14 protein-coding genes are annotated in these 12,213 nt (G+C 44.1%); 1 reads left to right on the top strand and 13 read right to left on the bottom strand.

Annotated elements, in window-relative coordinates; translation table 11 throughout:
* Nucleotides 1–40: 40 nt before the first annotated feature.
* Nucleotides 41–223, bottom strand: coding sequence for a hypothetical protein (locus Q8N16_03490; protein MDP3093802.1), 183 nt, complete (start codon nt 221–223; stop codon nt 41–43).
* 432 nt (nt 224–655) lie between these two features.
* On the opposite strand from Q8N16_03490, the gene Q8N16_03485 reads away from it, so the two are divergent.
* Nucleotides 656–1,057: a hypothetical protein gene (locus Q8N16_03485; protein ID MDP3093801.1), complete on the top strand. Its 402-nt coding sequence runs from the start codon at nt 656–658 to the stop codon at nt 1,055–1,057.
* A 135-nt stretch (nt 1,058–1,192) separates the two neighbouring features.
* Here the strand turns inward: Q8N16_03485 and Q8N16_03480 are convergent, their stop codons facing one another.
* From Q8N16_03480 to Q8N16_03425, 12 genes are all read right to left on the bottom strand, one after another.
* Nucleotides 1,193–1,846, bottom strand: a complete 654-nt coding sequence (locus tag Q8N16_03480) for a sortase (GenBank protein ID MDP3093800.1) — start codon at nt 1,844–1,846, stop codon at nt 1,193–1,195.
* Between the two features lie 47 nt (nt 1,847–1,893).
* Complete coding sequence (locus Q8N16_03475) at nt 1,894–2,892, bottom strand: CAP domain-containing protein (GenBank protein MDP3093799.1); 999 nt, start codon at nt 2,890–2,892, stop codon at nt 1,894–1,896.
* Between the two features lie 85 nt (nt 2,893–2,977).
* A complete protein-coding gene (locus Q8N16_03470) occupies nt 2,978–3,847 on the bottom strand; it encodes an NAD(P)H-hydrate dehydratase (GenBank protein MDP3093798.1) in 870 nt (289 codons plus the stop codon).
* 5 nt (nt 3,848–3,852) lie between these two features.
* A complete protein-coding gene (locus Q8N16_03465; GenBank protein MDP3093797.1) occupies nt 3,853–4,710 on the bottom strand; it encodes a sugar phosphate nucleotidyltransferase in 858 nt (285 codons plus the stop codon).
* A complete protein-coding gene (locus tag Q8N16_03460; GenBank protein ID MDP3093796.1) occupies nt 4,710–5,996 on the bottom strand; it encodes a cell division protein FtsZ in 1,287 nt (428 codons plus the stop codon). The genes Q8N16_03465 and Q8N16_03460 overlap by 1 nt, the downstream gene beginning before the upstream one ends.
* A gap of 47 nt (nt 5,997–6,043) precedes the next feature.
* Nucleotides 6,044–6,949: a magnesium transporter CorA family protein gene (locus Q8N16_03455; protein ID MDP3093795.1), complete on the bottom strand. Its 906-nt coding sequence runs from the start codon at nt 6,947–6,949 to the stop codon at nt 6,044–6,046.
* A gap of 33 nt (nt 6,950–6,982) precedes the next feature.
* A complete protein-coding gene (locus Q8N16_03450; GenBank protein ID MDP3093794.1) occupies nt 6,983–7,669 on the bottom strand; it encodes a glycosyltransferase family 2 protein in 687 nt (228 codons plus the stop codon).
* Nucleotides 7,669–9,267, bottom strand: a complete 1,599-nt coding sequence (locus Q8N16_03445) for a hypothetical protein (protein ID MDP3093793.1) — start codon at nt 9,265–9,267, stop codon at nt 7,669–7,671. The genes Q8N16_03450 and Q8N16_03445 overlap by 1 nt, the downstream gene beginning before the upstream one ends.
* Before the next feature lie 93 nt (nt 9,268–9,360).
* Complete coding sequence (locus Q8N16_03440) at nt 9,361–9,966, bottom strand: hypothetical protein (GenBank protein ID MDP3093792.1); 606 nt, start codon at nt 9,964–9,966, stop codon at nt 9,361–9,363.
* 3 nt (nt 9,967–9,969) lie between these two features.
* Nucleotides 9,970–10,866 carry a GerMN domain-containing protein gene (locus Q8N16_03435; protein MDP3093791.1) on the bottom strand — a complete coding sequence of 299 codons (897 nt, stop codon included), beginning with the start codon at nt 10,864–10,866 and terminating at the stop codon, nt 9,970–9,972.
* Between the two features lie 3 nt (nt 10,867–10,869).
* A complete protein-coding gene (gene rlmN, locus Q8N16_03430; protein MDP3093790.1) occupies nt 10,870–11,868 on the bottom strand; it encodes a 23S rRNA (adenine(2503)-C(2))-methyltransferase RlmN in 999 nt (332 codons plus the stop codon).
* A 73-nt stretch (nt 11,869–11,941) separates the two neighbouring features.
* Nucleotides 11,942–12,202, bottom strand: coding sequence for a DUF3850 domain-containing protein (locus tag Q8N16_03425; GenBank protein ID MDP3093789.1), 261 nt, complete (start codon nt 12,200–12,202; stop codon nt 11,942–11,944).
* Nucleotides 12,203–12,213: the final 11 nt, after the last annotated feature.

Raw genomic sequence — 12,213 nt, 5'->3', positions numbered from 1 at the left:
TTAACTTTCTATCTTTTTCCCTCCCCAATAAAGACTTAAGTTAAATCATTATTGGGGAAGGGCAAAAACAAAGGATATTTTCTTTGTCTTCGCCTTCTTTTTTTCCGTCGCCTTTCTCCTTTAAGGTGGCGGGGGTGTTGGAGTGGCAACGCAGCACGGCGTGGCCGTGGGCGCCGGTGTGTTGGTCGGAATCACCGGCGGCGTTGGCGTGTATGGGCAACACGTTGGTGTCGGTACCGGCGTGTTGGTTGGCGTGGGCGCCGGTGTGTTGGTCGGAATCACCGGCGGGGTCGGGGTTGGGGTTGAAGCCAGGGTCGGCGTTGGCGTTGTTGCCGGGACCGGCCCAGGCGACGGCGTGACTGTGGCCGTCGGATATTGCTGAGTCGGAGAAACAAATCTCCAGCCCAGGTTGCCGCAGTCCGTGAAGATCACGAACTCGGCAATTCCCAGCTTGGGCACATAGAACGTGCCCAGAACCCAGGCTGGCCGGCCAGGAACGACATTGGCCAGTCGCAGCTGGGGGCCAGCTGGCGGCAACAACGTCAGCCACCAGTACCCCCCGACCGACCGGATAATCGGTTCGGCCGCGGGGAGACTGAAGTTAATGCCATAGGTCGCTTGAATCTGCGGCCAAACGGCAACAACCTCAGCCCACGTGGCCGGGCAACTTTGGGACCAGCGCCACAGGCACCAGTCGCTGACCAGTGTCGGTGTCAGCGACGGAGTCGCAGGCGTGGTCGCCGTGGCCGTCGGGGTGGGGGTGAAAGTCGGCGTCGGCGTAGGCGTGGGCGACGGTGTGGCTGTCGGTACGACCGGCGCCGCGATCGTTGCCGACGCTACGCCAGTCGGCACAACTGGCACCGCAACCGTCGGCGACGGCGTGCCTGTTGGCACGATGAACGCCAGGGTCGGCGTCGGCGCCACCGGCGTAGCCGATGCGCCTGCCACACCATCCCAACTGATGGTCGGCAGACTGCAGGCGGCCAACATGACCGCCAACAGCAACGATGTCAAAAACATTTTGGCAGCCATTGGCCACCTCCTCTCTGAAACATGAATATGAAAATATGAAGGTCCAGAAGAATACACGTTAACACATATACTTTTCTGGGCCTTTGTCCTAGGCCTGTCCCTAGGACGTCCTAAGGATAACAAACCCTACCACATATGACTTATCTTGTCAATCCCACGCCTAATTTACCAATTCAGCTTTGATAACCAGCCTTTTCAAATCTCTGCCCGGAGGCCAGCAAGTAATCAAATAGACAACTTGGCCAGAACTTTCACCTTCTGAATCGGGAACCTGTTCTCCTTTTTCCAGAAAGATCTTCTCTACGGCTTTGTAGCGGTACTGCCTATGCTCAAAGTTAATCAGAATTTCATCATCAGCTTCCAATTCCCCGAGCTTGCTGAAAATCCAGTCATACCTGATCTTTGGCCAGCTTAAAGGAGCTGAATGCCCGATGATGGTCAGCCGGCCGCCCTGTCCAGGCAGATCTGATCCCGGATAGACCACGACTCCTTTCTTTAAATCCTGGATAATCTCTTTCATTTCCTCGCTCTTGGCAATGATCAATGGAGTTTTGATGCTGATCTTTGGAATTTCCAAGCTATTTTCTTTTTCCGTCAAAATAAAATTCTCTTGCGGCGGCAAAGCTGGATTAGCCGCTTCAGGCAAAACTTTTAGAGAAAACTGTTTTTCTGTTTCTACCAAAGCGGCGGCCTGTTTCCCAAGAAAATTAAAGAAATGAATCAGGTTTATGGCCAGGAAAAATAAAACAAAAGAAAAGCAAAAGAACAATAATACTTTTCTGGATTCTTTTAAAAAATTTGTTCTTTCAGCCATCGCTTTAAGGAACTAAGTTCCTTAAAAGGAACTTAGTTCCTTTTGGGTTAGATAACCAAGTTGTGGGGAATCAGGCTGATAATCAGCTGCTTGTCTAAAATATTAGAAATGAAAAATAAGAATATGAATAAAGCCGTATTGAAAACCAGATCTCGACTCTTGATTCCTTCGATCCAATTGACAAAAAGGTTGAAAGACAAGGATCCCACCAGGAAAAGCAGGATAAAAGTAATCAATCTTGAAGCAAACTGGTCGTACTTTGTCGCCCCAAAAGTAATTATTCCGGCCGGAAGGCTCAACTTTTCCTTTTCGGCTAAAGGTTCGGGCGCTAGGGTTTCTGACGGCGTCTCGTTTTCGCCAAGAATGCTGGTTGGCGTCGGAGTCTCAATTAAAGGCCCTGCTCCGGGCGAGGGTTTGGGACTTTGAGTCGGCTTGACCGGAGTTTTCACGGCAGCCGGCTTTGCTGCGGGATTGCCGAAAAGCTGAACCACCAGAGTAGTTTCCTTGCCTTGAAAATCGCCCCTGACCACGGCAATGCCGATTTCCTTGAACTTCGGATTGAAGAGATTCTGCCGGTGAGAAGGAGATTCTTTCCAAGCCTTTTCCACCTCGGCTGAATCCAAAAAACCGATCGCCAAGTTTTCTCCGGCCAGCTGATAAGTATAGCCTGTCTTTTTGATCCAGTACCAGGGAGTGACTCCTTTCGGGCTGGTATGGGCAAAATAATCATTGTTCAGCATATCCTGGGCCTTGGCTAAAGCTGCCTGGCTTAAAACAGAATTTTCTTTCAAAGGGACGAGTCCCATAGATTTTCTGTCTTGATTTGTCATTTCAACTAAGGCAGAACTAATGACTTCGGCAAAAAATGAAGTCTTGGGGAATAGGAAATAGAACGGAAAAACCACCAGTTTTAAAACCAAAAAGAGCAAAACATAGTAAGTCAGAAACTGGCGCTGCAAGAGGACCGGCCGGAAATTATTTTCCGGATAGGGAAAAAAGGCTAATTTCAGCTGGGAATAGATATTTTTTAAGTTAAAAAGATCCATAGATTTTCAAATAATAACATTATTCTCATTATTAGTCAAGGGCAAAAACCGGCTTTCGAAAGCCGGTTGGTTTTTTTCAAAAAGGCTACTTGATAACCTTAGGAATCGCCTCAATCAAATCCGTCACCAAGAGCGAATCTTTCATTTTCTTGGCCGCTATTTCCCCCGCCAAACCGTTAATATAGGCGGCCGCCTGGGCAGCGGTGAAAGAATCTATGCCCTTAGCCAGAAAAGCGCCGCAAATGCCGGCAAAAGCGTCTCCGATTCCCATTTTGCTAAGATAAGGGCTGCCGGTTCTGTTTATCGCCACTTCCTTTCCGTTTGAGATAATGTCAAGCTTGCCCTTCAAAACGATTGTGGTCTGGAGTTTTTCCGCCTCTTCCTGGACAATTTTCACTTTTTCTTCGTCGGGAAGCTGGTAGATTTCCCGGCCGGTCAGGGCGTAAAACTCGTAAGTGTTGGGGGTAATGACCGAATTCTCCCCTTTTATGCTTTGAGGGCTCTTGGCCAGAGCGTAAATGGCGTCGGCGTCGATGACCGCCGGCAAAGTATTTTGCGTCAAAAACTCAATAATCGCTTCCTGGGTTTCCTTGGTCCTGCCCATGCCGCCGCCAATCACCAAAGCGGTCTTGCCGCGAGAAACTTCTTTGGCTGACTCGGCCATGGAAAGCAGGGTCGCCAAATGTCTTTTCTCCAGCCAGCTGCCGTCTAGAGGGTAAGCGGAGATGGCCGGAAAGAAAGAAGCAATGATGTCGGCCGCTCTTTTGGGAGCGATAACCCTGATGACGTCCACGCCGGCTTTAAAAGCCGCCAGGGCCGAGATTGCCGGCTGACCCGAATAAAAGTCAGATCCCCCAATTATCAGCAAAAGCCCGTAGTCGTATTTCCTGACAGCTTTGTCTGTCGGCCGTGGCTGGTAAACGCTCTTTAGTATTTCTTTAGTAACTTCAATCATCTTATTTATTTAAAATTTTTAAAGTCTGGGTGCCTTTTGGCTAGAAACAGGTTTGACTTCAGCCAAGTCTGGACGGTGCCGCATTCAAGCCACTTTCCTTCAAACTCGTATCCATAGACTATTATACCCGCTTTAATCATTTCCTCAAGGGCATTAGCCAGAATAATTTCTCCTTGAAAAAACGATTCTGGTTTTCCCAAATAGTTAAAAACGTCGGCGGTAAGAAGATATCTGCCATCGAGCACTAAGTTTGAATAAGCTTGCCCAAGTTTTGGCTTTTCAATAATCCCTTTGATCTGATAAAGACGAGGGCCGACTTTTTTAACCTTTAGTGAGCCATAAAGGCCGACTCTTTCTTTGGGAACCCTCTTGATGGCAACCACGGCTTTACCGTATTCCTTGAAAACCTTGATTAATTGCGATAAACAAGGAGTGTCAGAGATAATGACGTCGTCGTTATAACAGACAATGAACGGCTCTTTGCCAACTTTGCTTTTTGCCTGTAAGATTGCGTGGCCAAGACCAAGAGGCTCCTTTTGACAGACAAAAGACAAAGAAAGGCCCTTGAAACTTCTTTGATGCTTTTGAAAATCCCTCAAGATTTCTTTTTTTCCTCTTTCTTTTAAAATCTTTTCTGCCTTACGATTGCGTCTGAAATAATCGCGCAGGGCTTTATTCTCCGGAGAAATGACAAAAACAATCTCTTTTATGCCAGATCTCTTTATTTCATCAATGATGTAGTCGATTATCGGCCGGTTTAAAAGCGGCCAGAGCTCCTTAGAAAAAACCTTAGAAAGCGGAAGAAACCGGGTTCCTAGCCCGGCAACCAATAAAACCGCTTTTTTGATCGGATTTCTCGGCATTAATTAGATAAGAATCCTTTTCTCAAGATCGCCGGCGTTTCCCAAACTCTTTCTTTGGCGGCAATCGTTTCCTCTTCGGCCTTGGTTTCCTCTTTCACCTGAAGGGCATTTCTCCTTATTTTCACCTCTATCTTGTCTTGCTCTGATTTTCCCTTCCCGCCGTCAAGGCCCTTTTTCTCTTTCTTTTTACGGATCTTGACCTTTCTTTTCTTTTCGCTTGAAGAAAAGATTTTCTCCCTGCCGCCGATCGCCAAAAGCGTCACCCTGATTTTGCCTAAAAGTTTATTGTTAAAACTTATGCCAAAAATGATTTTGGCTTCGGGGTGAACTGCGCCGAAAACCATCTGGCTGATTTCGGAAACCTCGCCGAGAGCCAAGTTATTGTCAGAAGCGATATTAAAAAGAACGGCCCGAGCGTGGCGGAAGCTGTATGCTAGGAAGGCGTTCTGGAAAATCTTCTTTCTGATTTCTTCAATCTTGGCGCCTTTTCCAAATTCGGCATTGACCAGATAAGCCGGCTTTCCCTTTCCCTCGAGAATGGTTTTTAGATCGGCAAAATCGATATTGATCAATCCCGGCTGAAAAATCAGGCCGATCAATCCCTGAAGGCCTTCGGACAAAACCTTGTTTATGGCTGAAAAACCTTCGTTGAAAGAAATATTTTTATCCAGGCTTTGAAAAATCTTTTCGTTCGGGAAAATCAGGGTGGTGCTCAAATTCGCCCTCATTTTTTCAAGAGAATCTTTGGCGATTTCTATCTTCTTTTCTCCCTCGAATTTAAACGGAAGAGTGAAAATCCCGAAAGTAAGAATATTCTCCTGCTGGCAGATTTTAGCGAAAACCGGCGTCGCCCCGGATCCCGTACCTCCTCCAAGCGAAGATATTAAAAAACAAAGATCGCTGCCTTTCAGGATTTTGGCGATCCTTTCCTTGTCGGCTAAAGCCGCTTGTCTGCCGATTTCGGGGTCGGTGCCGGTTCCCATTCCCCGAGTATGCTTTTCTCCAAAATGAAGTATTTTGACTGCCGAAGGATATCTCTGGAGCCTCCGCCAATCGGTATTGGCCACCCAGAAATCAATGCCTTTAAGCTCTCGAGCCAGATCGGCAACAATGGCCGATCCGCCGTCGCCGATGCCGATTACTTTAATTCTGGTTCTTTTTTGCTTAAGATCGTCTTTTTTCAAAACCTCGGCTTTTTCGGGCTTTTGGATCGGGCTTTCCTTCTTTTTAATCATCGCTGTCTTCGCTTTCCCCTTAATTTTGACCGTTTTCGTCTTGGTTGCCATTAATTTAACTTACCCTAAACTGTTCGGAAGGTCAATCAAGTCATTGCTTAAAACCATTTTCTCCTGCGAAAATAAATAAGCATTAAAACCGTGACTGTAATCATGCCAAAAAGGAAAAACCAAAATGCTAAATGATGCCCTGCCAGGGGAAGATTGATCAGATTCATTCCGTAGACCGACGCAAAAAGGGATAAGGGAAGGATGATCGCAGTGAAAATGGTCAAAAGTCTCATCACGTGATTCTGTTTATTGTCCAGAATCGAACTCAAGGTTAAATACAAGGAATCAACCACTTCTTTGTTGGTTTCGACCACGTTGAGAAGGCGGCTGTAATCCGCGACCAAATCAGAGAAGTACGGTTTCAGCTCTCGTCCCCAAAACCCGAAAGCTGTTAAAGGAAGAGTTTCCCAAACCCCTTTTTGGGATTTAATCGCACGGATGAAATTCAGAATTTGCCGTTTGAGCCAGGCAATTCTCTCGAGATACTTTTCCTCAAACTGCTGAAAGATTTGACTGTCGAGCTCGTCAATCTCTGTCTTGAAATAATCGATTTCAGGATGCATCTTGGCAAAAATGCCCCTTACTAAGTGGTAGAAAAGATGACCGGTACTCTGACCAAAAAAATTAATTTTATCTTTTCGGGCGAGATCAAAGATCTCCTCAAAATCAACGAAATCCTGATAGCGAATAGTAATTAAAGCATCTCGGGTGATCAAGAAGTCTATTTCAACCGTCTGGATCCAACGGTTCGCGCTATGGTTAAAATCCGGAAAGTGAAGGATTAGGTAAAGATAATCTTCGTAGCGCTCAACCATAGGATGGAGCGTCGGCTGCTGGGCTTCTTTTAAAATGAGGGGGTGAAAATTAAAATTATCCCTCAAAAAATCGAGCGCCTCTCTGTCTGGTTTTAAAATATCAATCCACTTGAAATTGTCTTGTTCAATTATTCTCATTGTTTAATTTTTGATTTAAAGATTAAATTATTTTTATCTGAACCGAAATTTAACGATCTTGAAAGCGCCTTTTAAGCCGTCTCGAACGCGAATTTTCTTGCCTTGAGAAAACCGGCGCGGGAAATAGCCAATCGGGACTTCTTTAATTTTACCTCTTGCTCTTAATGTTTTGCAAGTGATTTCCGCCTCTATTTCAAAACCATTGCTTTCAAGTTTCAGCGATCTGAGAAAATCTGTCCGGAAAAGCTTATAGCACGTGTAAACATCAGTCAGGTGAGAGCCAAAGAGAAGATTTACTAAAAAACTTAAAAACTTCACGCCCAAAACGTAATGGAAATATCCTCTTCTTTTTGGGCTAAGCTCGCGCGACCCGTAGACGGCGACTAGCTTTTCGTCTCTCTCAAATTCTTCCAGCATTTTCGGCCAGTCGGCGGGATCATATTCCAAATCGGCGTCCTGAATAATGACAGCTTCCCCGGTGGCAGCGGTAAAGCCAGTCTGCAAGGCCGCTCCCTTTCCTAGATTCTTTCCGTGTCGGAAAACTTTTATCCGGCCGGAAAACGCTTTCAGTTTTTCTCCGGTACTGTCCGTCGAACCGTCGTCAACAACAACAATTTCTTTCTGCCACTCCCCTGTTTCTTGCGCTAAAACCTGCTCAATCACTTGAACAATCGTTTTTTCTTCGTTGAAAACCGGAATGATAACAGAAAGTTTTTTCATCAAATTACTTTAAAATAATCCTTTGGCAGTTCGAATTTATCAATGATTTTTTGGTTTTGCTCGTTTCTCTTTAAGAAAATGATGCTGAAATCATCTACATAAACCGGAGCCCAGGTCTTATCTTTTACTCTCTCTATTAAAAACTGCTGGCCCCAGGGAGTGGCATCGTGCCAGGCAAAAAAGATGGCGTTAAAACCGTATTGACTTTGGGCTGTTTGCCACCTTAACTCGTTTTCCTGAATGGGAATATATTCTTTCTCAAAAAATTCTTTGCTGTAGGCCTCGGGCCGGTTGTCAACAAACACTCTTTCTTTCGGAAAAAGGTAAAAGATGAGATATCCGCCGATATCATAATTGTTGAAAACCGGGCCCTTTAAGCTCTGACTGGTAAAAAACTGAACCGATTGCTCGTTTCCGTCAAAAAGCCCCAGCCCGAAAGGTTTTGCCGAAAGCCGAGATTGGTGCGCCGCCAATGAAAGGGCAAAAATGGCTATTCCCAAAACGGCCAGGAGAAAGCTGCGTGGCAAGGAGAAAAAATCGAGTTTTATCTCCGATGGGAATTTAACCTTTTCTCCGATAACCTTAAGATTGGCGGCAACAAGGGGCAGGAAAAACAAAGCAAAAACCGTAAAGTTTCTCAGAGCCAAAACCGCCCCAACGGTAAAACCAAAAGCCATAAAAGCATTAACGGGAGAAATCCGCCGCCAGTTGGCTTTGGCGGCCAGAATAAAGCTCAATAATAAAACGGATAAGGCGATTTTCAGAAGCAGGAAATTCGGGTTAACGACAAAACCAAGTTTTTCCAAAAACCAAATTGATTGATTTTCTACCAGGCGATAACCGTAGTTATTAAAAATGCTCAGAGGAGCCAAACTTCCTTGAAGACCGAAGGGATTGATTAAAGTTGCCAAAATAGTCAGAAAAAAAACTATCGGCAAACCTCTGGTCACGTCTTTTTCACGACCGTGAAAAAGACGTGACATCATTTCAATCAGAAAAATAAGGATAAGAAGCGGGCCTAAGAAAAAATAAAGATGGAGGTTGACCCAAAAAATTTCAAGCAGGGGCAGCCACAAAAGTTTTTTCCAGCCAAGGCGGTTCTCCCGATATTCCCAGAGCAGATTTAAAAACACGCCGCAAAAAACATAGCTGAAGACTTCCGGCCTGATTTCTGTCCTCTCTGAAATCAAAGGAATGATTAATAAAGACAAAATGCCGGCCACTTCTAATCCCGCTTCTTTTTTCGCCAGGCGAAAGAACAACCAAAAAGCTATGAATGACAGAATGATAAAAAACCAATGAACGCCGACAAAACCGGCTGCTTTAAAAACAAGAGAAAACGCTATCCCGCTCAGCCAGTGATGGTTGATTACCGGATATTCCGGCTGGGTATAGGAATAAAAATTGGTTTTTAACACCGGGTTTTCAAAAGAAAAGTTTTCCAGAACCAGCTCACCGTTCTTTAAATGCCTGCCCAAATCGGCCGTCGTCAAATCAATCTTATGAAACAAAAAAAAGCCGTACCAAAAGAGAAGAACCGCCAAAACCACGATTTCCGTAATTGTTTTACGAGGAATTTTCCGAAAAAAAGTCAGCATATTTTTGCCATCTGCAAATCAAATTTTTTAAAATCGTCTAAAGTAGCCATTAGCTCTCTCAGTATACTGCTACGTAGCAGTATACTGAGAATTTTAAGTCAAGTTTAACCTGCGCGATAACTGGTTATTCTTGACAAATAAAACGTACAAAAAAGTCCCCAGCAAAGCATGGGACAGGGCCAACCAGATAAGATTGCCGTAGAGCAGGTAAATTCCCGAAAAAAGAAATCCCATTAATAGACTGGGTAAAAAGAATTTTTTGGTCCGCCCCAAATGAAATAAGCCAAGAAAGATTGCCGACGATGACAAGGAAAGAAATATGTTTCCTTTAAAAACAAAATAAACAGTTTCAAAAAAGACGAACTGGAAGAACAATTGTTGCAAAAATCCCCACAAGAAATAAAAAGCTAGCAGTTTCCGGAAATATGCTGATTTTAACCGAGCTATATCGTTTTTCTTGATAAAGACAAAAGCTAGAACTATTAGAAATGTTGCTATCCCAACGATAACTCCTGAAACAAAGAGTGTCTCTTTAACGAAAAATCTTGAAGGGTAAATCTCTAATGTCTTTATCCGTAGATAAACTAGAGGAATTGCCATTGCAAACATCATTCCGCCCCAAGCAGATAAATACGACTTTGTTTTGTAGAAAGGAATTATTAGCAGAAACGATATGGCAATGATTAGAATCGGGATCATATGCTATGGCTGTAAAATGTCTTCGGTCTGGCCGTTTATTGAAATAATGACTTCTTTTACGGTTGGGAATTGTTTCAGGGTTTGGGTAATTTGCGCCCTGATAGCTGAAACCCGGCACGATCCTCCGACTTGAAACTCTAATTGGCTATCAAAATCGACCTTGGCAATTCCGTTTTCAATCGCTAGTTTCTGAATTTTCACTCCGGAATTAATACTAGTCGAAAATCCCTCTTTCTGTTCTTTGAAACTCGGTCCCCTGAGCAAAGATTCCAAAGCCGCCCTGGCTGAAGCCGGAGTTTTCGAGATCGCTCTTTCTACCGGAAAAACCTTGTTGCAGGAAAACTCAGGGTCAAGATTACTGTTATTGAAAAAGGTTTTAATGGTTGTTATCGTGTCTGGCCCGGGAAAACGGATAGGCATAATGATTTTCTCGTCATTTTCAGGTAAACCAGAAGGATTGTCTTTTTGCAAAACTAAAGTTCCTTGGCTAGTTTTAGGCAAAGAAGAAAGCTCAATTACGGCTTTAAACGGCACAAAATCATTAGTCATCCAATCAGCCTGAGCTTCGGCAATAGTAACGGCTAATTCTTTTTGGTTTTTATCTAAAAGCTTGATTGGAAAACTTGCCTCAAAATACCAGCTGCCCCTGGCTTGTCCTTTTATTATCAAAGGGAAAGAAATAATCTGGTCTGATTCTGGATTATCAATTTTAATATTTTCTGTTTCAATTTTGCCGCATCCCCTGACAGGCTCTGACGCCAAGGGTTTGCCGTGCTTTACCCATTGGCCGTTCTGGCAGAGCCAAGTGTCTTCATCCCCGCCGATTCCAAAACGAAGGAACAAAACTACTAATCCTAAAATAGAAATTGTTAATATTAAAATTAAAATTGTTTTTCTCATAGATTATTTACCTGCTAGCTGACCGCAGGCAGCTTTAATGCTTTGGCCAAATCGATACCTTTGGGTTACTTCAATGCCCGACTCTTCTAAAACAGCTTCAAAATCTCTTATTTGTTTTGGCGTCGAAGCTTTAAAAATGCCAGTTGGATTGTATGAAATCAGGTTAACCATAAAAGCAGTAGATTTTAATCCAGACAATAACCCAACCAGCTCTCTAGCTCTTTCTAAGCTGTCATTAACGCCTGCTATCATTATATATTCAAACATAACCTTGCGGCGAGTAGTTTTAAAATAGCTTTCAACTGCTTTTAAAACGCTTTTTAGGGGCTGGGTTTGATTAATCGGCATAATTTCGGAGCGAAGGTTGTCGCTGGCGGCATGCAGAGAAATGGCTAGGTTAACCTGCAAAGGCTCTTTGGCCAGTTTTTCAATACCGTCAATAATGCCGACTGTCGAAATAGAAATGTGCCTGGCGCCAATATTAAAACCTTCCTTATCGTTCAGGGTTTTGACTGCCCCCATGACATTATCGTAATTTAAAAACGGCTCGCCCATACCCATAAAAACAATACTATTTACTCTCTGGTTTTCTTTTTTCAGATAGCGGTTAAAAAACAAAACTTGTTCAGTAATTTCATCTGCGGTCAGGTTCCTTTTAAATCCTATCTTGCCGGTGGCACAAAACTCGCATTTTAAAGGACAGCCGAACATTGAAGAAACGCAAACAGTATTTCTGTCAGAGTAGCGCATCAAAACCGTTTCTGCTTTCAAGCCGTCGTCAAAAGTAATCAACGCCTTGATCGTTTTCTTATCAGCCGACGCCAGCGTCTCCGCTTCAATTTTCAGAGGACATTCCTCTGCCAGTTTTTGCCGTAAAGGCAAAGGCAAAACCAAGGCTTCTTGCCAGTTTTCAATCAAATCCTTAAAAATTGCCTGTCCAGCTTGCTTCAGGCGAAACGCCGGCTCGCCTGCCAAAACTTTCCTTAACTTATCTAAATCCATGTTCAAAAATTGGGAGACCCGCTCTTCCACAAACTAAACTCTCAAAGCGTGGGAGGTCGGACCTCCCACAAACTTAAACTTGAATAATATATAAGCCCTTTTCCTCGATTGCTTTTTTCTGGCCAAAATCGTCAAGGTTGAATTTCGTCACGTACTTTACTTTTTTTGCCAGCTTTCTGCCGGTGTATCCCTTTTTCTTGGGATCCCACTCCTGCAAAACCAGGGTATCACCCTTCTTAACTTTAAAATCGGCCACTCTGAGGTCAAACTTTTTTTCGCCTGACTTCATTAAGCCAAAAATCTTTGGCCGGCTTTTCTTTTTAATGATTGCCATATTAAATTAAG

The organism is bacterium, assembly GCA_030693425.1.
Taxonomy (GTDB): domain Bacteria; phylum Patescibacteriota; class Minisyncoccia; order Minisyncoccales; family GWA2-46-15; genus GWA2-46-15.
Note: the sequence above shows the minus strand (reverse complement) of the source record. Positions and strands in the feature narration are given on the sequence as shown.

Coding starts and splice junctions, on each gene's coding strand:
- Q8N16_03435 (MDP3093791.1), bottom strand. CDS start 10,866: ATGAGAAAAACAATTTTAATTTTAATATTAACAATTTCTATTTTAGGA.
- Q8N16_03480 (MDP3093800.1), bottom strand. CDS start 1,846: ATGGCTGAAAGAACAAATTTTTTAAAAGAATCCAGAAAAGTATTATTG.
- rlmN (MDP3093790.1), bottom strand. CDS start 11,868: ATGGATTTAGATAAGTTAAGGAAAGTTTTGGCAGGCGAGCCGGCGTTT.
- Q8N16_03475 (MDP3093799.1), bottom strand. CDS start 2,892: ATGGATCTTTTTAACTTAAAAAATATCTATTCCCAGCTGAAATTAGCC.
- Q8N16_03440 (MDP3093792.1), bottom strand. CDS start 9,966: ATGATCCCGATTCTAATCATTGCCATATCGTTTCTGCTAATAATTCCT.
- Q8N16_03465 (MDP3093797.1), bottom strand. CDS start 4,710: ATGCCGAGAAATCCGATCAAAAAAGCGGTTTTATTGGTTGCCGGGCTA.
- Q8N16_03445 (MDP3093793.1), bottom strand. CDS start 9,267: ATGCTGACTTTTTTTCGGAAAATTCCTCGTAAAACAATTACGGAAATC.
- Q8N16_03455 (MDP3093795.1), bottom strand. CDS start 6,949: ATGAGAATAATTGAACAAGACAATTTCAAGTGGATTGATATTTTAAAA.
- Q8N16_03450 (MDP3093794.1), bottom strand. CDS start 7,669: ATGAAAAAACTTTCTGTTATCATTCCGGTTTTCAACGAAGAAAAAACG.
- Q8N16_03470 (MDP3093798.1), bottom strand. CDS start 3,847: ATGATTGAAGTTACTAAAGAAATACTAAAGAGCGTTTACCAGCCACGG.
- Q8N16_03425 (MDP3093789.1), bottom strand. CDS start 12,202: ATGGCAATCATTAAAAAGAAAAGCCGGCCAAAGATTTTTGGCTTAATG.
- Q8N16_03460 (MDP3093796.1), bottom strand. CDS start 5,996: ATGGCAACCAAGACGAAAACGGTCAAAATTAAGGGGAAAGCGAAGACA.